The sequence below is a fragment of the Natrinema sp. DC36 genome, assembly GCF_020405225.1.
GTDB lineage: Archaea > Halobacteriota > Halobacteria > Halobacteriales > Natrialbaceae > Natrinema.
In genome coordinates, this window is sequence record NZ_CP084472.1 from 4,069,772 (window position 1) to 4,088,952 (window position 19,181).

Below are 19,181 nucleotides of genomic sequence, written 5' to 3' on the forward strand. Positions count from 1 at the left end.
AGTTCGTGTGAGACGATAGCCGGTTACTGGCTTGAGGAAGGAACGAGTTCTCTCACCAAGGTATCGCGTTTGGCTTTCTTAGAACATTCTCTGCACATATACGCAATAACTGTGGCATTACTGTGGTAATTAATTTCTATACGTTTGCCATTCGGGCCTCTACACCGGTGACATTCCATAAAGCACCTGCGGCACGAGAGGTATTAACACAATCTGTAAGCGATAGTAAGCGTACAGTAAGCGCATGTAGTAATCGGGGCGTTCAACCAACTACTGAATGAATAGAAGATGATGAATCACTGTTTCTCTACTACCCTCTGGGGTTGCACGTCGGCAAATCCTGTTCCCCGAATATGCACACGAGACGCGAACCCTCGTGTGCATATCTCGAGTCGTTCGGCCGCTCGAGACCGCGTTCTTCTCTGGATGACCGACACGTTCCGCTGATTTTGGGCCGAAATGGACCGTCCAGTGACCCGAAAAAACTAGGATTTCGGGGGTCGTGTGTACGAGTATGCGAATTAGAACCGACGGTGACTATGCGTACCGACGTGACGCGATCGAACGCGCAGCTGACTTCTACGACTGCAACAAGACGAAAGCGGTGGTGAGCGCTTGCGACGACGTACCGAAGTTCGTCCAGGCGTCACGCCAGGTCCTCGAGCGCGACGACCTCACGCTCAAGCAGCGCCGGGAGATCGCCGAGACGCTCTCGACGAGAGCGGTAACGTTCGAAGTCGAATCCGAGATCGTCGTCGACACCGATTAGAAAACAGAGTTGATCGCGATCTTCGCCTGTTTGGTCTCACGGTGATCGCCGCCACATTTAGAACGGTAAAATTCAATATCAGAATTCGATTATCGGAAAACAGTATATACAGTTAAGAGTATAGCTATAGCACTCGTTCCAAGTGTAATCTCTCCAGTTGAATAATATACTAGCACTCCGCCGATGAGTGAAATAATAACGAAAGAAATTCTATTAATCAGTATAGACCTAGTTATATTGACGATATCTATGAAAAACTGAGTGGTTGGTGATTTCTTATCTGTTAGTGTGACGGGTATTCCCTCCACATTCGCATTTAGCCGACTTTCATCTTTCAATTTCCAATAGTAAATAACGCCACCGGTGATCTTCAGAAAATATCCCTCAATTGCCGTTTTATATTTCTCCGAATTCCCCACTTTGAAACAAAAATTCCCAACCAATGTGAGATACTGTGTTGGTAACCAATTTATGGAGCATCCGCTATATTTAGTTGCTTCATTCAACTCGTCACGGCAATTGCTTATTTCATCATTTCTATATTCTACTATTGAATTCGATATATGATAGAGAAATATATCTCGCTCGGAGATTGAGGCCATCGTATTTAAAATAAGTGGCACTTTATCAATGGTCTGGAAAGACATGATAAAAATCATTGTGCCCACAAACACAAGTGTAGGATTTTCTATCACATCCTGATTTAATAGCAGGAAACCAAGAGCTACCGCTAAAATAGTTCCAACTAAAGATAACTTAAACAGAATCCTATGATATTCCTCCCTGTTCTTATATTCATGCAGTTTTTCTAAGTCTATCTCATTGTATTCCTGAACGAACTCATCATAATCCTCATCAGAGATCTTTTCTTCAGGATAGTTTAGCTCTATAGGAGTCATTTCAAATTCTGATATGAAGATTCAATAACTGATACAATAAGAAGGTTGTTCTGTATGACCTTCCCTTTAGGGTGTAAGGGTTAGGTAGTACGGATCTTGTATGAGATTTAATTGAAAAATGGACTTCATCCCCAAATCATGGGTCCGGAAATAGGTGGATGATTTGAATGTTTAGCCAAAATTAGAAAATCAGATCAATCGAGATCTTCGCTTGTTCGGTTCCGCGGTGATCGCCACCACCGTGCCACCGGAGCAGCGGGAGATCGCTCGAGCGGACCATCTTATCACATAGAACCGTACAGCCAGAGCACCCATGTGGCCGGTAGACGACGAAACAATACCAGCCGTCGTGACGCCGGAGTTTCTCGTGGTACTCGCGGTAGACCTTCCAGTTCCCGGGCTGGCCATCGGAATGCTCGTGCATCGTCGACTTAATCTCGACGGGCGTTCCGTTCCCGAATCTCGCGTCGTGCCAGCTGGCCCGCTCGAGATCGAAGCGACGCTTCTCCGCCATTCGTTTCTCGACGGCGGTCCCAAAGTGGTTCGCCCGCTTCGAGCGGTTCACGCGGACCACGCGCGTCGCGCGCCGATATATATATACTCCTCCGCTGGCCTCGAGCCGTACGCCCATCGCTCGCTTCGCTCCCGGTAGGGAGCGAGCACGGTGGGCTATGGGCTACTCTAAAGGGGGGCCAGTTACGCTTTACAGCTTGACACCCCGGCGCAGTCATGCGATCACCTGCTCAACTGTGGAAACCCATTCTGCCTTTTCGCCGCCTTCGTCGATATCCTCCCACCAATTTGAGACGGTAGCGTGGCTGTATGGGACGAATTCGGCGGTTGCACGCGACGACATTCCCTGCCGACGGCAGATTTCCATCGTCCAGGCGGCGACTCGTTTCACGTCTTTCTCGGCGATCGCCTCGTCTTTCTCGTCGCCTCCAGGCGCGGACCAGCTCCAGTCGGCCTCGTCGTTCGTGTTGAAAGACCAGTCGGTCGGCGGGATGCCCTCGAGCGGCCGCGGATCTACGTCGACGAGACTGCCGTTCGAGACCCGATCGGCGACGACTGCGGATTTCTGCGACGTCTTTTTGATGATTGTGCCGACGCGCCAGAGCATCGGATGGATCGAACTCTCGTCGTGACCGATATAGATGAGCGCGCCGCCGTACTTGCGGATCTTGAACACGAGCGGCCCCATCAGTTTCCGCACCTTATGGCCGTCTTCGCCGGTTCCGCTGGCGTTCGTCGAGAACTCGTCGCCGATGAATAGCTTCGGCTGCTGCGGGTTCTCGACGGGATCACCGTCTTGACTGACCCATTCCTCGAGCAGCGGATAGTTCGGAATCCAGCCGTCTTCGACCGATCCGTCATCACGGACCCATCGATTCGTTCGCTCGAGCGTGCGGATATTCGAGCCGACGAGAAGATTCCCGTCGACCCACCGCTCACGGAGTTGGCCCAACAGCCCAGAGAAATCGGTCTTCCCGTCTCCCATTTCGCCGAGTAGGACGATAACAGGCGCGGGCCCGGCGACGATCTCCTGCAGACGCGTGACGGCTTTGATACCGGCGAGGTCGGCCTCCTGAGACGGATCGCCGATGTAGTGTTTGAGTGTGAGCGTGTCGCCGTTCTCGAGCGCCTGACGGGCCGTCTCGCTCCCTTCAGCCTGCAGGATTTTCCGATTCTTACCGACCGCCATGTAATCCTTCGCAGGCTTCGTGTCCCACCGATCGGGGTCATGATGAACAGCTCGCATCGCTAGCTGTCGGTCCACTTGCTCGTCACGAACGAACCCCGAATGCCGAAGGACTTCTTCGGGGTCGCGCTCGAGATTGCCATCCTGATACTCGCGAAAGCCGCCGACTGTGTAGTTGTCTTGCTCGTCGCTCATGGTTCACCTCCGTCGGTTGCTGCCTGTTCTGTGGTCGATTCCTCCGCTCTGACGGGCGTTCTCGGTCCGTGTCCCTCGGTGTACTCGTCGACGTACTGACTCACGTCTTGGATCTCGTCATCGTCCGACGCAGCGGCGTCTTCCTTGGCCGATTCGAACCGATCTTTGATGGCCGTCCGCGGGTTCATCAATCCGCGCTCGTCAGCCTCAGCCTCCTCGTTGATCACGTCGCCTTGGATCTGCAGCCCCATCTTGCTGATTCGTCCGCGCAGCTGGTTCAACTCGAGAAACGCCTCGACGAGATCGCCGTGGATGTCCTCGAGCATGGTCTTCGTCGTGACGAGTTTCGAGTCGGCCATCTGCGACATATAGCAGCCTCGAACGACCAACTCGCCGATATCCTCGTGGTGGGTGAACTCGCGGACTTCGAAGGCATCGCCGTCGTTGCACACGTATGGAGACGGCCCCTCGACGGTCTTCTGACTCCACAACTCCGGCTCGACGTAGTATTTCTTTCTCACGTCATCGACGCCGTTGATGTGGTAGACCGTCGTCATTCGCCGGTCGCGGAGCTTCCGGGCTCCGGTGACGAAGATCGCAATCAGCGGCGGTCCCAATAGGATCAGCGCCGCGAACCAACCGAAGAATATCGGCGGGATACCCGGCACAGACGGCCGAATCCAGAGGATCGCAACGCCGAGCGAGAACAGCACTGCGAACACGAGTAACTGCGCCTCGGCGACGACGTAGGTGAGTCGGTCCTTCCAGTTCCCGAAGGTGCCGCTCGTGTCGCTCATGCCTCGACCACCCCGCTTTCTTCGGAGCGAACGACGTACCACGCGCCGATTCCCGCACAACCGACAGAGATGAGAACGCCGGAGAACAGCCCCGTCTCACCGCCGAAGTGACGAAACGGGTTTTGCTGAACCATCCCGGTCGAAACGATCGCGCCGCCGCCCGCCTCGAGCGACTTCTGGGTGGCGATCGCGACGGCCGCGCCCTTCTGCCCCTGCCGCGGCGAGACCATGAACGTGACCGTCTGCGTTCCCTCGTCTAACTCCTTCTCGGCGTAGTTGAAGCTCTTTGCGCCTTTCTCGAACGCCCCCGACTCGGTGATACTGATCGTGGTCGGCTCGTCGGCCTCGATCTCGAGGGTGAACCGGCCGGGCTCGTAACTCCAATCGACGACTCGCGTCTCGTTGTCGATGATCCGAACGCGGTCCCCGTCGGCCTGTGCGACCTGCTCGCCGTCGGTCTGGTTCGCCGCGGTCTCGTTGCTCTGTGCGACGGCTGGCCCAACGCCCATGCCCATCGCGAGCGCCAGCGCTACGACCGTAGCAAAAATGAAAAGACGTCTCATCGGTCAGTTCCCCAGCCCCGGAATAGCGTCGGTCACGATACCGATCACAGCGAGGATCACGACCCCGATGATGCCGAGCCCGAGCAACCCACCGCCGCCCTCGAGGAAGTCGCCGCCGAAGATCGGGCCGGGACCGTCGCCCGTTTCCTCGATGACGATTTTCGTCGTCTCAGTGCGGGTTTCCTCTTCTTGCTCAGCCGCTCGTTTCGAGTTATCGACTTGCGTCTGGAAGTCGTCATCCGGTTCGACCCGAGTGGGCTCCTCGAACATCAGATTCGTGGCGTCCGGTCGGCCGTCGATACCGAGAAGCGTGAACGGATCAGTCAGGTACGGCATCACCACGTCGCCGACGTTCTCTTGGGTCAGCGTCTCGTCCGCGAACGGGTCAGCTTGGACAGACGTTCGGTCGCCGCCGTCGTGAACGATCTCGGCGCTCGTGTTCTCGCTCGAGATCTCGAGTGTTTGGCCGGTTTCGTGGGACGTGCCGCCCGAGTCCGTACCGGAGAGGTAGAGCGTTCTCGGTCCCTCGGGGAGCGAGAGCGTCGACTCTCCGTTCGCGTCGGTCGTGGCGGTTGCGTCGGTGCCCTTGACGGTGATCGAGATTCCCTCGAGCGCGGTCGCGTCGGTGTCGTCGTCGACAACGGTAACGGTCACGTCGTAGGTTTCCGATTCGGGTGTTTCCGGCACAGAGCGGATTTCTGCGGCCATGTAGATCCGGCCGATCGTATTGTCCGGGTTCGTCAAATCGCCGACCGGAAGACCGTTGTCCGGGTCAGGGTCGGACCAGAACAGTAGCCCCTCGAGTTGTACGCCATTCTCGAGTTCGATCACGGCCGGGTCTTCGGCTTCCGGCATGACCATCGCGCGGTAGGCTCCGGCCGCCTGTTTCCAGTTGTCGAGCGTGTCCGCGGCTTCGAGGATCGCAGACGCCGACGCCATCTCGTGCAAGTCGAGTTCGCCATTCAGCGCCTCTTGGTAGAAGGTCGAGACCATCGTCTCGACATTGGTCTTTTCCTCCTCGAGCAGGGTGACGAGATCGTTATGGATCTGCCACCAGTCGGTGGCGTCAAGAGCCGGCACCGTATCGCCAGACTGGCGATCGAGGATGTTGACGCCCCAATGCGGGGACAGGCCGTTCGTCCAGCTCTGGCCATCGTCCGACCAGATCGCGTAGTGCGATCCGTAGTCCTGAGTCTTGCTCAGATTGCTTGCAGAGGTTGAATCAGACCACGGGATGAGCAGGTGTTGGGCGTTCAGGTCGCCCGTCTCGGAATACTCGCCAGTGACAACATCCACACTGTGTGTTTGTCCATTGACCAGCGTCGCGGTTGCAGTGCTATAGCCCGTATCCGCATGGTCAGGGTCTAACGTCTCGAAGTAATTCGGTTGTACGGACGAGCCGATCCACTGGAATACGTCAAGGCGATTCAGTGGGTCTTCGTTGTTGACGAGACTAGCACGGTTGCCGAGTTTGGTGAGTTGCGATGTCCACGCGTCGAAGAAGTTGGCCTCGACCTTCGCGACAGCGTCCTCGACAGCAGCTTTTCCGTCGGCAGTCGCGTCGGCTTCCGACTTCGAGTCACTGGCCGCGTTCATCAGTGCGAATGCCGCGTCAGACCGGCAGATCTGGCGCAGCATCGTCACGTCGCCCGATAGCGACTCGAGCATCGGCGTCTGGGTCATCTGCATCTCGTTGCCGTCGAGCCAGATCCGGTCGTGGAGTTCGTTCGCTCGAGCCTCGTTGATCGCGTCGGCCGAGCCGTCGCCACTACCGAGCATGTAGCCAGCGCCGACGAGCAGTCCGGCGATACCAGAGACGCCGATGAGGAACGCGCCGGATTTGCTGAGTGCTTGTGCCCTTCCGAGCGGCGAGTACGCCGGGACGAAGCGTTCGACGCCACCGACAGTGATGGCGACAGTTGCGCCAGCAGTGGCAGTTCGTTTGAACAGCGAGCGGCGAGTCATCGAAGGGCCGCCCCCGTCCGAATCGGTGGGCCATGGGCTTTGGGCCAACATCAGATCACCCCCGCCGCTGAGATCGCCGCGAGCACGACGGTCAGCGCCGAGGCCCCGAGACAGTACCCGAGAACGGCGAATCTGTACAACTCAGCATCCGAACGGTCGAAAATCTTGGAATTCATAGTTTCGTCTCGTTAGTCCCGCATCATTACCACGGCCGCGCCGATCACGGCCAACGCGAGTACGGCGAGCCCGGCGAGCATCCCGCCGCTCCCCTCGAGCCCGCCGCCCGTGAAGACGCCGCCGAGGAACCCGGAACTGTCCTCGATGCTCGCGCTGTCGATCGCCGAGGCGTTCCCGGTGACGACGACTCGGTACTCGCCGTCGAGCTCGAGGCCAGCGTCACTCTGGTTGTACTCGACCTCGCTCGTGTTGCTCGCGTTCGCCGCGATCGTGTCCTGGAGCGCGACCGTCGCGTTCGCCGAGTCGTTCGCGTATTCGGTCTCGTTGTAGAACGTGACGGTGGCCGACGTGTTGGCCGGGTCGTTTATCGTCTCGTTCCACTCGACAGAGACGGTGATGGGCTCAGTTTCGTTCGTGAGTTCCATTGTCTCGTTTATCTCGTAGTCGGCCGTCTGTGCGCCGCCGATCGCCGCGAGCCCGACAGTCGCGATCGCCGCGACTAACAGCACGAACCCGAGACGCTGAACCGTCGAAAAATCGTTTGTCATGTACTGAACCTCCGGTTTACTTGTAGGCAATCAGGTAGAATCCCGCGCCGTTCAGGAACACCATGAACCAGCCGAGCGGCCACATCGAGCCGACGGCGTGAGAAACAGCCGGCACGAGTGCCGAGAGGATGTTCAGGATGAACATCAGCAGGAGCGTGACTGTCTCCATGTCGGTGTAGTCCTCGATGCTCGTCTGGCCGTTCGTGACCCACGCGACGATCACGGTCATCATCGAGATGATGAATCCGTAGGTGACTTCTGTTCCCTGTGAACTGTACAGTACGCCGCCGAACCCGGTATTGAATGGCGCGCTCAGCGAGAACGTTCCGACCGCGGCGACGGAGATCGTCGCGAGCACGAACAGCGGCGCGAGCACGCTGTCAATCAGGTCTATGCCGTCTTCACGCCGTACCGCGTTCGGTACTGCGTTTGATGGTAGGCTAAGAGCCATACGACCGGTCGTCATTCCCTCCTGTCGAAAAGGTCAGGAAAACCAAGGTCCAACAAACTTTATACCAAGGCGGGTTGCCGCCCGCTGCATGGCGCTGAACAAACTCAGACGCTTGGACCAGAACTCGCTCGGGATCACCCTGCCGAAAGACGATCTCCGCGTCGAGGGGCTACTCGACGAACACGGCGACCTCGAGGGAGAACACCACCTCCACATCCGCCACATCGGTGACGGTGAATGGACGGTCGAACTCGTCGAGGGGATCGACGCGTGAGTGCTGGTCTACTCGAGGAGGTCAGGCGAGAACAACGCCGGGAACTCGAGCGGGAAGCGAGGAAAGCGATCGCCCAGTTGCTTGGGGAAGCCAACAACTTTGAGCAACTATCGAGTTAGCTCTAACCAACAGTTCCGTATCGGAATTCCAACCGCTAAAAATAAAACCGAAAGAGACGACTCTTAACCGTCTGCGTTAGTTCATCACCGTCTCGGATCCGTCGTAGGTGCCGATGATGGTGATATTGTCTTGAGCACAACTCACTGTCTCTGTCTGACCAACAGACGGGTCGTTAAACGGCCCAGCGCTACTACCACCGTCACACTGATATTCAACGGAATCGAGTCGGTCGATGCTGACGATTTTGACATCCGTCGAACTGTTGTTCTGCTCGTTCATTTGGAAACCGGCCTGCGGGTTCTGGCTCTGTCCCTGCCCCATGTCGAGAACAAACGCGGCGATCACGGCCGCGAGAATCACGGTGATTGCTACCATGAGAATGACCCCGATAACAGGGCTCACTGCACGTTCATCGTCCGATCCGATTAGCTTCTGCCGCACTGATTTTCCATCTATCATTTGAATCACGCACCGGCCGTGAACGGTGAGAAGTCTTATCTAACTCCTCGTGGAACCGAGGATCGCAGTTAGGGGGATTGGAACCACCTCACCTTGCTTTCTCGAGCCGCCGTCGTCCGATGCCTAATAGCAAGCAGTCAACCGGGTCCATATATACTTAAGGGATAGTGAAGTTCAGTTCCATTGATAACGCTTTCAGAACTGATAATTAGTGGGCGCTATCTCGGTTCCAGCGGGTCCTTGAAGCTAAGCTGTCTTGCGGTTTTATAATTTCCTGCTGAAACGATACGAATTTGTCGGCTCGAGCGAACGGTGTGGGTATGCCACCTGACGGGACGCTCGTCACCGAGGCCGACTTCGCGCGCACCTACGACGGCGGGGCCTACGACGATGCATGGACAGCGGTTCAACAGTATCGACGAGTCGCTGCCTACCGGATCGATCATCCCGATGCGGGATACACGGCGATTTCGAACCGACTCGAGATCCCGCTCGGTCGCGTCCGCTCGTGGATCGACTACGAGCGCACCCCGAATGTCGTGGCCGGCCTTCGGACAGCCCACGAGCGCGGGTGGATCGACATCACCTACGAGGACGACCAGTTTACTGCGCTCAACGCGCTCGTCGCGAACGTGTATTCGGGCGGTTCGATCAATAGCGAGAACTGGCAACCGCTGTTCGCGCTGAACGAGCGCGGCTTCAACTCACATTGTATCGATGTGCTCGAGCTCGCGGGCGTCGGTCACACGGTTCACGAGGATGCCGACGAGATACGCGGTCCAGTTGTCCGACCCGGCGAGGACGGCGCAATCCTCGGTCGGGTACTCCACGTACTCGGCACACCGATCGGGAAGAAATCGGAACTCGAGGATTTTGCACTTCCGTGGTATCTCGAGGATGCGCCCATAGATGTCCGTGAGACGTTCGTCTACTGCTATCTGGCGAACCGTGCGTATACGGACCCGTCGAGCGAGTCAATGCAGATTATCGAAGAACGTTCACAGTCCTACCGCGAGGAGCTGGCAGCGTTGATTCAATCAGTTGCCGGCGAACCCGTCACGGCCGGTGAGAAGTCGGTAACGATCTCGGCGGCTGCAACTCGCTCGCTCGGTCACCTGCCCGAACACCGTCTCTCGCCCGACGAAGCGGAGTGAGCGGTTTCGGACGCTATTTCTCCAACTCTTCGGCCTCGAGCTCACCCTCGAGATACGCGCGCCCACGGTCGGTGATCTGGTACAGCCCCTCGTCGACGCGATCGACGAGGCCGGCGTCGCGCAGCTTCCCGAGCCGAGTACTCAGATAGTGCCGCGAATAGTCGATATTCGCCTCGAGGACGCGAGGGGAAAGAATCAGATCGGTGTCCGCGAGAGTCTCGAGGATGCGGTCATCGGCTTGCGTCATCCACGATACCCTCGGTCTTCGCATACAGTCACGTCCCATACCGGCATTTTATCAATACTGATTGGATTCCTCGGCATCAACATTCGGTTCACTGTAGATTAACGAACGGTCGGTTAAGTATAAGTAAGTGGGATGTTTCGGTGTCGCCAACGGAAGCCAGACGGACCCGCCGCTGCCCGGTCGGGTCCTCGTCAGAAACGCGGACCCGGTGTTAGGGGCACCGGCCCGCTGGCTACCGTAAACCAGCTACGGAAGCATGTATTCGCGCAACGCAACGGGGGATAAAGCCCCCGATAGACCGCATCGATCGGCCCACGGCCCACAGCCCACGGCCGCCTCGAGTTCCGATATCGGAACTATCGGAATCACGGAGAACCGCCGTTCAACACTCACGGAAGCGAGTCAGTCACCGAAAGCGATTATTTTCGGAACTATCGGAAACCGCACTCCGACGACTAAGGGAGTCGGGTTCAATCGGTATAATCGACCGATGGACAGCAGCCGCGCGCGCCCCCGGTCCTACACAGTGGCGCGCACGGTGAGTCCGCGGTCCCACAACAGTGAGACCATGACCAAACTGGCACGCTACCACGGTAAGAGTACCGGATACTGTAACAACAGCGATACACTCGAGACACCGAGCATCGGATTGAATCGATGACGGGGAGGTCTCGAGATCCGGGTCAGCTTCCACCGCGGAAGGCCGTTGAGCGATATCTTCGCCGCCGCCGATCCGACTCGACGGACTCGAGCGTAACTGCGTGGAAGTACCGGCTGAAGTTGTTCGTTGAGTGGGCGGAAGGAATCGGAATCGAACGCGTCGAGCAACTCCAGGGCTACGATCTCGACGAATACTTCGAACTCCGGAGTTCGAAAATCGCACCTGCAACTCTTGAGGGAGAGATGTGGACCCTGAAGAAGTTTGTCGAGTACCTGGAGCAGTTGGACGCTGTCGATCGGGGACTGGCTAAGTCGGTTCGAATCCCCGATCTCGACAAAGAAGATCGGACGGACGACGTAACGTTCCCTGCGGAAGAAGCGTTGCCCCAGCTCCAGTACTTCCGTGTATCCGAGAAACACCGCGCAACCCGTGCGCATGCGTTCCTCGAACTCGCGTGGTATACGGGCGCTCGACAGGGTGGCCTTCGAGCGCTCGATGCCCGTGATGTCGATCTCGACGAGAACTTCGTCGAGTTTCATCACCGACCGGAGACTGATACGCCGTTGAAGAACAAACTGAAAGGGGAGCGGCCGGTGGCGGTTCCACCGGCTGTGAGCGATATTCTCTGTGAGTACATCGACGACTACCGGTACGATACCCGCGATGATCACGGTCGCCAACCTCTCCTCGCCAGTGCTCGAGGACGGCCTGGAACGAATACGATTCGCGTTTGGTCGTACCTCGCGACGCAACCGTGTCTTCGGGTATCTTGCCCGCACCAGAAGGTTCGTGAGCGGTGCAAATGGACGGAGTACGCCCACGCGAGTAAGTGCCCCTCGAGTCGGTCACCGCACAAGATCCGAGCGGGTAGTATCACTTGGCAGTTGAACCGCGGCATTCCTCCGGAGGTCGTCGCGGACCGGGTGAACGCTACTCAGGACGTGATCTATGATCACTACGATTGGGCGACGGAGGAACAGCGCTGGCGTCGCTACCGGGAGAACCTCGAGCGGCGTCGGAACCACATCGAGAAGTTAGATTCTGACGATCATGACAACTGACACACTAACCGAGAGTCATCGACAGCGAGAGCATAGCGAGAGTACTATCAATTACGTTAGTTCAAAACTGCGCCGGCCCACTTTCTCCCGCACCGCAGACTCGTCACTCCGTTCCTCGTATTGCGGTGCGGGGAAATGGACCCAAGCAGATTCGAACCACGGTCGGAGCAAAGCTCCTCCCTGATTCGAATCTGCGCCGGCCTCTACTACTCCAACCTTCGATATCTGCGCCGATCCACTGCATACAGCATCTTCCCACCGAGACTGTCCAGTCCGTGACCTGACTTAAGAGATATCTCCACTCGAGGCGTTCGGTTCCGAGACGACGAATTCAGCCAGTTCTTCCTTCGAATGATCTTCGATCAAATGCTCGTCGACGTTCTGGTTCTCAGGGAGGTCTTTGTGACAGAGGGGACATTCGACTGGTGGTTGGGTGCTCATATCTCCCCCAGTGGTCTGACAGGCAAAAGCCTCTGGCTGGCAATCTCGGTTTTCAGTCACTACAGACGGGCACTGATCGCGAGGACGGTGGTTCGCGATGGCCCGTCTCGTCGAGTTCGACGAGTGCGACCGGACTAGACTATCGAATTATTTCTATCCATGACAAAAAGAGGGAGTGCTCCAGTGCCCGCTGTCCACACCTCACGATCAGTACCCGTCCGATTTCTGTGATTCCGTCGTGACCTGACCGCTGATCCGCTGCTGTTCGTCTTCCGGGATGAAGGGGCCGAACGCTGCCGTTCGCTGGGCGATGAGCGCAATACGAACGACGTACGCGAGAAGGACCGAAATCGGTACGAGCGAGACAGCGACGGTCGCGCTGAGGAGGACGACAATGATCGGGCGTGCAATCGTGAAACCGGGTATTTCTGGGGCTATAAAGATGCCGAGTGCGGTGACGATGACCGCCGGAAGTCCGGTGTACAGCATCATTCGCGACAGCTCTGCGAGTTCTCGCTGTATCCACAACGATTTGATATAATCGCGCGCGGCGTCGAGCTCCAAGAAGAGGTCCTCTAATTCGTCGAGCGCCTCGATTGCGGTCTCCGAAAGCTCATTCTGGTACGTGGCATCGAGACGACGCGCCGTGTGGAGTTGCCATCAATCGTGATAATCAAGCAGTACGATCAGTGTATCGGTCAGCTCGAAACCGAGGTCTTCGAGATCAGCGCTGATGTCGTCGATCTGTTCAGTGAGCGTTTCGGCGTAGTCACTGATCTCCTCTTGCAGTTGTTCGTCGGTGACATTCTCACTCGCCGCTTCGAGCTCCACCGCTCGGTTATTGATGGCGTTTGATAATTGAAGGAAAAATTCCGACGCCTGTGGCGAACTCACGGAGACGTTCGTGGTGTCCCCGATTTGCTGATGGACATCGAACGTTCCCTTCGTGCGGTCGTACAGATCATCGAGCGAGCCCAATTCCTGCGAGAGAACGATCTGATTGAGACCAAGGCGATAGGAATGAGCGTGAGGAGACCGTTGATCGTCCCGTTGAGAAATCAGACCGCCCGTTCCGAGACGGAGAGCGAAATGAATCCGGCGAACCCGAACAGAAGAAAAGTGGCGATCCAAATAGGATGATTCGCGACCAGTACGCATGCGTAGTTGCCGATCAGTACAGGTAAACAGGTAGCGGAGAAGCAATCAGTCTTACTGCTATCTATTTTCATCCTCTTGAGATTTGAACACACCGGTCGACAAGCGAGAGAGCGGCTCAATTTGTCATTCCTCGTCGTCCCTGAGGGCCACCGCCTCCTCAAAGTCGACGCGCGGTACGAACGGGCCGAAGTCGGCGGTTCGTGACGCGATTGAGGCTATTCGGAACGTGTAGACCACCAGGACGGTAAACGGGAGGAAGACGAAGGTGACGACGCCGCTGACGATGAGGACGAGCATCGACGGTGTCCCGGCAGTCTCGATAATCGTCGGATACGTCATCATGAAAATCCCACCCCCTAGCAGCGTCGGGAAGCCGACGACCAGCAGCACCTTCGAGAGGTGCGCGAGTTCGTACTGCATGTACAGCGTCTTGAACGTCTGGCGAGCGATCGCGAGCTGCCCGAGCAACTCGACGAGCGAGTCGAGAGTTTCGAGGTTGTCGGCCGAGAGGTCGTCGGCGTAGTGTGCACGGATCTTCCGGGCCGCGTACAGGTGCGCTCCGTTGAAGTGGCCGAGCACCGCCGACAGCGTGTCGAAGGTCCCGAAGTCCGCCCCCTCGAGCGACGCCGAGACGAGTTCGCCCTCGGACTCGACCGCTTCGACGAACTCCCTGACAACGGCACGGTCCGGATCAGCCAGCCGACCGGCGGCCGGGTCTAGTCGCCCGGTTCGATCAATGACGGTGTCGACGAGTAGCTGGAGGAAGTCAGCGGGGGCCGCCGGACTGACCGGCGTCTCCGTTAGCGATTCGACCTTCCGCCGGTAGGTCGCCATCTGATCGAACCTGTCGGAGAGGTCGCCGGGCCAGCCCAATTCCTGGGAGAGCACCAGCTGGTTGATCGCGAGCACGATCGTGATGAACGGAAGGGTCCCGCCGACGATCGCCGCGACAAGTGTAGTCGCGGTGGCGGGATCGGTGACCGGGATGTACCCGGCGACGCCGATGCTCGCACACGCGGTGAAGACGATCAGCGAGAACAGCGCGGTGATGACGTATCGGTTCCCGTCGAGCAGGAACCACCGTTTGACCGGCGACTCGCGGAGCCGTTCGTGGACGAGGTCGCTCCGGCTTACCACCGCGTCGATCCGTTCGCCCTCGTCGGGATCGGTCGCGTTCGCGTCCGTGGTCATGGTATCGACATCAATACAGCGGCGGAAAAGTGTGAGCGCGGCCGCTGCTCGCTCCGGGATCACCGCGTACCGACGAGGCAGACCGACCGATCGAGGACCGGGAAGGAGTCGGAACGCCAACGGAGGTTCCGGGCGACGACTGAAGGCCCCCTCGGTCGTAGGGTCTAGTATGGACAGTCCCGATCACGTACTCGTTCCGATGGACGACTCCGAGCCGGCGCGAGCGGCCCTCGAGTACACGCTGGCGGTATTTTCGGCCGAGGTGACCGTCGTCCACGCGGTCGACGACCTCGAGGCGGCCTACGCCGGCCGCGCGCAGGTGACGAGCGACGGGGATGACGCTGACAAGCCCGACTTCTTCGCCGACGTGAGCGAAACCGCTGCCAAGCACGACCGGTCCGTCGGGACGGTCGTCATCGAGGGCACGTCGGCGGACGCGATCCTTGAGTACGCCGACGCCAACGACATCGATCAGATCGTGATGGGCAGCGAGGGTCGATCCGGCGTCTCCCGGATGCTGTTGGGCAGCGTCGCGGAGGCAGTCACCCGCCGGGCGACGGTGCCGGTAACGATCGTCCCGTAGGCGACGGTGCCCGATTTCGGCCGCGTCGCCCGGCACGCCGAATCATCGATATTTTGGCCTCGAGCCCTCGATGTCTACTATGGACGATCAGTTGGGGACGACACTCCACACCGGCCTTCTCATCTCGACGACGGCACTGATGGCGTGGCTCTCCGGTTTGCCGATGCTGTTCCCGAGTCTCGGGCCCTCGGCGTTCGTGCTCGCTCTGTTTCAGGACAGCGACGCGACTGCGCCGCGGCGGGTGATCGGCGGCCACGCCATCGGCGTCGCCGCCGGCCTGCTGGCCTATCACTCGCTCGGCGTCACGACCTCGATCACGGCCGCGGCCGAGCCCGGATCGCTCGAGGCTCTCGCGCTCGGCGCAAGTGGCGTCGTCGCAACGACGCTGACCGCGGGCGGGATGCTCGCGACCGACACCCGCCACCCGCCGGCCTGTGCGACGACGCTGATCGTCTCGCTGGGCCTGCTCTCGAGTCCGCTCGAGGGGGCGCTGATCGTCCTCACCGTTGGCGTGCTCATCGTCGCCCACCAGCTCCTGCTGGCGACCGAACGCGCCGGCGCGCGCTATGAGCAGAGGCTTCGGTCGTAGCCCGCTGTCCTCCCGTTTTCGTCTCCGATTCCCTAACAGTAGTTGGTAATTCGGTTTCTGGATTTAGAGTGGTTTGTGAAACCCGTGTTCAGTACAGATAGTACAGTTATCGGTGCAGGACTTCGCCTCTCTGGATGCCGTCAAGATGGGCCTGTTGAATACAGAGCGATAGTTGGGGTCACTCTTCTGTTGCTTCGAATTCAACATCCTGTTTCTCACCGGCTAGCGCTACATGTCCATAGTTGAGTAGCCCGACAAAGACGGCTCCGCCTACGATGTTGCCGGACGTCGTCCAGAGGAGAAAGTGGCTGTAGTCACCGAGAGTGACATCCTGTCCTAGGAATATCGCGGAGAGGACTTCCGTCGTTCCGAGAATGCTGTGATGGAAGGGTCCGGAGCCGATGACCGCTGTGATGATAATTACGAAGAGAATTCGACTGACCGTGTCCCGGCTAGCCGCAGACAGCCACGTCACTAACCCCATTAGCCAGCCAGCAATCATCCCACTCAGGAAGATTACCCACCACGAGTATGGGAGCAATGCAGACGCTAATGTTCCGAAGGCGTCTGCGTTGATGATTCCCAATGGTGGGCCAACGAGAGTGATTAGACCAGCAAATAGCGCGCAGCCGACGAGATTTGCGACGAATGTGACGCTCCAGACGCGACATAGTTCGCCGATTGTCGCTCGGCCATCGAGTACCGGTAGAATGGCCATCGTTGAATGGGCGGTGAACAGTTCCGTTTGCCCGAGGACGACGAATAAGAACGCGATCGAAGACACACCGCCTAACGTGACTTGCTGTACCAATTTCGATTCGAATCCCCCGGAAAAGGTCAGTGCCATCGCCATGAGTAAGGCACCGAAGCTCAGGTTGAGCCCTGCCGACAAGCCGGAGAGAAACACGCCTTTGGGAGGGCGATTGATCTCCTTGAGTGCACTTTCCATCTCCCGTTCAAGGATCTTTCTATACGAGAGTGAAGCGCCCTCCGGCCCATCAGACTCTATGTCCATTTTCTGTTTAAATTGATTTCAGTGGGACGGGCTTGAAGTTGGGTGTTTATGGAGTTAGCTGAGAAGCCCGAGAATAACCAACAAATCCATTTCTTACCGCGAGTTTCACGAAACATTCCCGCTCGAGCAGACGCATCGATCCCGAGTCACCTCACGCGGAACGGCCGACGCGCCTGGGTCGAACTCACCGCCTTCCAGCGCGACTGTCTCGAGGCCGTCGCTCGCCGCGAGCGCGACGACCGGCCGTGCGACGAACTGGGGATCATGTGCACGCTCGGGTACACGTATCCCACCGTCACCCGCACCAGACTCGAGCCGAACCTACGAGTCCTCGTCGGGCGCGGCCTCCTCGACGACCGCGACGGCTCCGACGGGGCGACCGCGTACCGACTCACGGACGCCGGGCGCGCGCTCCTCCTCCTCCAGCGCGCCGAACGCGTCGCCGATAGCTGCGTGATCGGCGCGGCCCGCACCGGCGCGGACGCGGCGACCGTTCGCGGGGACGGGACCGGAGACGGATAATCGGGGCTCGCCGCTCACTCGAGCCGAACCTCGATCAACGACAACTCGTCGGACGGCACGGCCTCCGCGAACGCCGACTCGATCTCGTCCCATCCCTCGGGCCGGTAGGCCTCGAGCCCGAAGCTCTCGGCGAACTTCACCAGGTCGGGGTTGGTCAGCTCGGTGCCGGTGTGCTCGCCCCGGTGATCCTCCTGCTTCTCGGAGATCAGCCCGTAATCGTCGTCGTTGAACACGACGGTGGTAAAGCTACAGTCCAGCCGACTCGCCGTCTCGAGCTCCGCCGCGTTCATCAGGAAGCCGCCGTCGCCGGTGCCCGCGACCACGTTCCCCTCGACCGCCAGATCCGCCGCGAGCGCGCCCGGGACGGCGATCCCCATGCTGGCCAGCCCGTTCGAGATCACGCAGGTGTTGGGCTCGTAGGTCGGGAACGACTGCGCGATCGCCATCTTGTGGCTGCCCACGTCCGAGACGAGCACGTCCGAGTCGGCCATCGCCTCGCGCAGGAGGGGCAAGGCGTTCCGCACCGTCACCGGATCGTCTTCGGCCGGCGGCTCCGTCACCGCCTCGAGCAACCGATCGTGCAGATCGCCACACCACAGCGAACAGGCCCCGTCTTCGAGTTGCCCGTCGATCGCCTCGAGCGCCGCGCCCACGTCGGCGACGATCTCCACGTCCGGGTTGTAGTGGCGGTAGACCTCCGCGGGCTCGTAGTCGACGTGGACGATGGTCTTCTCGAGGTCCGGATTCCAGCCCTGGGGGTCGTGCTCGGCGATGTCGTAGCCGACCGCGACGACGCAGTCCGCGCGCTCGATCGCCCGCGCGGCCTCGCTCCCGGGTCCCGAATCGATCGTCATCAGCGATGCCGGCTCGCGGTCGGAGATCGCCCCCTTCCCCATGTACGTCTCGACGACCGGAATTCCGATGCGGTCGACGATGGCGCGGATGTGCTCCGACGCGCGGGTTCGAACCGCGCCGTTGCCCGCCAGCAGGATCGGTCGTTCGGCCTCGGCGATCAGCCGCGCCGCCCGCGCGGCCGACTCGTCGTCCGGGTCCGGTCGCCGAACCGGATCGCGCGTTTCGATCGGCTCGCCGTCCACCGGGGACGCGGCGACGTCCTCGGGGAACTCGAGGTGGGTCGCGCCCGGCTTCTCGTACTCGGCGAGTTTGAACGCCTTGCGAACCGACTCCGGTGCGATCTCGGGCTCGGCGATCTGGGTGTTCCACGCGACGATCGGCTCGAAGACGTCGACCACGTCCAGCGCCTGATGGCTCTCCTTGTGGAGTCGCTCGCGGCCGCCCTGGCCGGTGATCGCGACGACCGGGCTCTTGTCCAACTGAGCGTCGGCGACGCCGGTCATGAGGTTCGTCGCGCCGGGGCCGAGCGTCGAGCAGCAGACGCCCGCCTCGCCGGTCAGCCGGCCGTGAACGTCGGCCATGAACGCCGCGCCCTGTTCGTGACGCGTCGGAACGAACCGGATCGACGAGTCGCGCAGCGAGAACAGTAGGTCCTCGATTTCCTCGCCCGGGACGCCGAAGACGCGCTCGACGCCCTCGGACTCGAGACAGCGAACGAGCAGGTCGGCTGCGGTTTGCATGCTCGACCCGTCCACACCGCTTGCCATTAATCGTCCCCCGTCGAACTC

The 19,181-nt window shown here is 59.2% G+C and carries 24 protein-coding genes; 7 read left to right on the plus strand and 17 right to left on the minus strand.

Translation table 11 applies throughout. From position 1 onward, the window contains the following. Positions 1 to 514: 514 nt before the first annotated feature. Positions 515 to 769: a hypothetical protein gene (locus tag LDH74_RS20730; protein ID WP_226040543.1), complete on the plus strand. Its 255-nt coding sequence runs from the start codon at positions 515 to 517 to the stop codon at positions 767 to 769. A gap of 89 nt (positions 770 to 858) precedes the next feature. Here LDH74_RS20730 and LDH74_RS20735 read toward each other — a convergent pair whose 3' ends face one another. The 9 genes from LDH74_RS20735 to LDH74_RS20770 form a co-directional block, all read right to left on the minus strand. After that, positions 859 to 1,668 carry a hypothetical protein gene (locus LDH74_RS20735; protein ID WP_226040544.1) on the minus strand — a complete coding sequence of 270 codons (810 nt, stop codon included), beginning with the start codon at positions 1,666 to 1,668 and terminating at the stop codon, positions 859 to 861. Positions 1,669 to 1,849: 181 nt separating this feature from the next. Then, positions 1,850 to 2,233, minus strand: a complete 384-nt coding sequence (locus tag LDH74_RS20740) for a hypothetical protein (protein WP_226040545.1) — start codon at positions 2,231 to 2,233, stop codon at positions 1,850 to 1,852. Positions 2,234 to 2,395: 162 nt separating this feature from the next. After that, positions 2,396 to 3,562 carry a hypothetical protein gene (locus tag LDH74_RS20745; RefSeq protein WP_226040546.1) on the minus strand — a complete coding sequence of 389 codons (1,167 nt, stop codon included), beginning with the start codon at positions 3,560 to 3,562 and terminating at the stop codon, positions 2,396 to 2,398. Further along, the gene (locus LDH74_RS20750) at positions 3,559 to 4,359 is read right to left on the minus strand and encodes a hypothetical protein (protein WP_226040547.1); all 801 of its coding nucleotides are present in this window, start codon (positions 4,357 to 4,359) and stop codon (positions 3,559 to 3,561) included. Before LDH74_RS20750 ends, LDH74_RS20745 begins: the two co-directional genes overlap by 4 nt. After that, positions 4,356 to 4,922: a hypothetical protein gene (locus LDH74_RS20755; protein WP_226040548.1), complete on the minus strand. Its 567-nt coding sequence runs from the start codon at positions 4,920 to 4,922 to the stop codon at positions 4,356 to 4,358. The genes LDH74_RS20750 and LDH74_RS20755 overlap by 4 nt, the downstream gene beginning before the upstream one ends. Before the next feature lie 3 nt (positions 4,923 to 4,925). After that, the gene (locus tag LDH74_RS20760; RefSeq protein WP_226040549.1) at positions 4,926 to 6,887 is read right to left on the minus strand and encodes a hypothetical protein; all 1,962 of its coding nucleotides are present in this window, start codon (positions 6,885 to 6,887) and stop codon (positions 4,926 to 4,928) included. A gap of 50 nt (positions 6,888 to 6,937) precedes the next feature. Further along, positions 6,938 to 7,063 (minus strand): hypothetical protein, encoded by a 126-nt coding sequence (locus LDH74_RS26505; protein WP_255680852.1) that lies wholly within the window; start codon positions 7,061 to 7,063, stop codon positions 6,938 to 6,940. 12 nt (positions 7,064 to 7,075) lie between these two features. Next, on the minus strand, positions 7,076 to 7,612 hold the full coding sequence (locus tag LDH74_RS20765) for a hypothetical protein (protein WP_226040550.1): 537 nt from the start codon (positions 7,610 to 7,612) through the stop codon (positions 7,076 to 7,078). A gap of 16 nt (positions 7,613 to 7,628) precedes the next feature. After that, complete coding sequence (locus tag LDH74_RS20770; RefSeq protein WP_226040551.1) at positions 7,629 to 8,063, minus strand: hypothetical protein; 435 nt, start codon at positions 8,061 to 8,063, stop codon at positions 7,629 to 7,631. 88 nt (positions 8,064 to 8,151) lie between these two features. Here LDH74_RS20770 and LDH74_RS20775 point away from each other — a divergent pair, with 88 nt between their 5' ends. Further along, the gene (locus LDH74_RS20775) at positions 8,152 to 8,337 is read left to right on the plus strand and encodes a hypothetical protein (protein ID WP_226040552.1); all 186 of its coding nucleotides are present in this window, start codon (positions 8,152 to 8,154) and stop codon (positions 8,335 to 8,337) included. A 195-nt stretch (positions 8,338 to 8,532) separates the two neighbouring features. Here the strand turns inward: LDH74_RS20775 and LDH74_RS20780 are convergent, their stop codons facing one another. Then, positions 8,533 to 8,916 carry a type IV pilin N-terminal domain-containing protein gene (locus LDH74_RS20780; protein ID WP_226040553.1) on the minus strand — a complete coding sequence of 128 codons (384 nt, stop codon included), beginning with the start codon at positions 8,914 to 8,916 and terminating at the stop codon, positions 8,533 to 8,535. A gap of 320 nt (positions 8,917 to 9,236) precedes the next feature. Between LDH74_RS20780 and LDH74_RS20785 the strand changes: the two genes are divergently transcribed. Beyond that, positions 9,237 to 10,070, plus strand: coding sequence for a hypothetical protein (locus LDH74_RS20785; RefSeq protein WP_226040554.1), 834 nt, complete (start codon positions 9,237 to 9,239; stop codon positions 10,068 to 10,070). Between the two features lie 13 nt (positions 10,071 to 10,083). Here the strand turns inward: LDH74_RS20785 and LDH74_RS20790 are convergent, their stop codons facing one another. Further along, positions 10,084 to 10,317 carry a MarR family transcriptional regulator gene (locus LDH74_RS20790; RefSeq protein WP_226040555.1) on the minus strand — a complete coding sequence of 78 codons (234 nt, stop codon included), beginning with the start codon at positions 10,315 to 10,317 and terminating at the stop codon, positions 10,084 to 10,086. A gap of 657 nt (positions 10,318 to 10,974) precedes the next feature. On the opposite strand from LDH74_RS20790, the gene LDH74_RS20795 reads away from it, so the two are divergent. Further along, entirely contained in the window at positions 10,975 to 12,039 is a 1,065-nt protein-coding gene (locus tag LDH74_RS20795) for a tyrosine-type recombinase/integrase (RefSeq protein WP_226040556.1), read from the plus strand. A gap of 285 nt (positions 12,040 to 12,324) precedes the next feature. On the opposite strand, the gene LDH74_RS20800 is transcribed toward LDH74_RS20795, so the two are convergent. The 4 genes from LDH74_RS20800 to LDH74_RS20815 form a co-directional block, all read right to left on the minus strand. Then, positions 12,325 to 12,480 (minus strand): hypothetical protein, encoded by a 156-nt coding sequence (locus LDH74_RS20800; RefSeq protein ID WP_226040557.1) that lies wholly within the window; start codon positions 12,478 to 12,480, stop codon positions 12,325 to 12,327. 207 nt (positions 12,481 to 12,687) lie between these two features. After that, positions 12,688 to 12,972 (minus strand): hypothetical protein, encoded by a 285-nt coding sequence (locus LDH74_RS20805; protein WP_226040558.1) that lies wholly within the window; start codon positions 12,970 to 12,972, stop codon positions 12,688 to 12,690. A 168-nt stretch (positions 12,973 to 13,140) separates the two neighbouring features. After that, entirely contained in the window at positions 13,141 to 13,638 is a 498-nt protein-coding gene (locus tag LDH74_RS20810; protein WP_226040559.1) for a hypothetical protein, read from the minus strand. A 123-nt stretch (positions 13,639 to 13,761) separates the two neighbouring features. Further along, positions 13,762 to 14,829 carry a hypothetical protein gene (locus tag LDH74_RS20815; RefSeq protein ID WP_226040560.1) on the minus strand — a complete coding sequence of 356 codons (1,068 nt, stop codon included), beginning with the start codon at positions 14,827 to 14,829 and terminating at the stop codon, positions 13,762 to 13,764. Between the two features lie 169 nt (positions 14,830 to 14,998). Between LDH74_RS20815 and LDH74_RS20820 the strand changes: the two genes are divergently transcribed. Next, the gene (locus LDH74_RS20820; RefSeq protein ID WP_226040561.1) at positions 14,999 to 15,412 is read left to right on the plus strand and encodes a universal stress protein; all 414 of its coding nucleotides are present in this window, start codon (positions 14,999 to 15,001) and stop codon (positions 15,410 to 15,412) included. A 79-nt stretch (positions 15,413 to 15,491) separates the two neighbouring features. Further along, positions 15,492 to 16,001, plus strand: a complete 510-nt coding sequence (locus tag LDH74_RS20825; protein WP_226040562.1) for an HPP family protein — start codon at positions 15,492 to 15,494, stop codon at positions 15,999 to 16,001. A gap of 178 nt (positions 16,002 to 16,179) precedes the next feature. Here the strand turns inward: LDH74_RS20825 and LDH74_RS20830 are convergent, their stop codons facing one another. Then, the gene (locus LDH74_RS20830; RefSeq protein ID WP_226040563.1) at positions 16,180 to 17,016 is read right to left on the minus strand and encodes a formate/nitrite transporter family protein; all 837 of its coding nucleotides are present in this window, start codon (positions 17,014 to 17,016) and stop codon (positions 16,180 to 16,182) included. A 48-nt stretch (positions 17,017 to 17,064) separates the two neighbouring features. Between LDH74_RS20830 and LDH74_RS20835 the strand changes: the two genes are divergently transcribed. Beyond that, on the plus strand, positions 17,065 to 17,538 hold the full coding sequence (locus tag LDH74_RS20835; RefSeq protein ID WP_226040564.1) for a PadR family transcriptional regulator: 474 nt from the start codon (positions 17,065 to 17,067) through the stop codon (positions 17,536 to 17,538). A 14-nt stretch (positions 17,539 to 17,552) separates the two neighbouring features. Here the strand turns inward: LDH74_RS20835 and LDH74_RS20840 are convergent, their stop codons facing one another. Beyond that, entirely contained in the window at positions 17,553 to 19,133 is a 1,581-nt protein-coding gene (locus LDH74_RS20840; RefSeq protein WP_226040565.1) for an acetolactate synthase large subunit, read from the minus strand. Positions 19,134 to 19,181 lie beyond the last annotated feature (48 nt).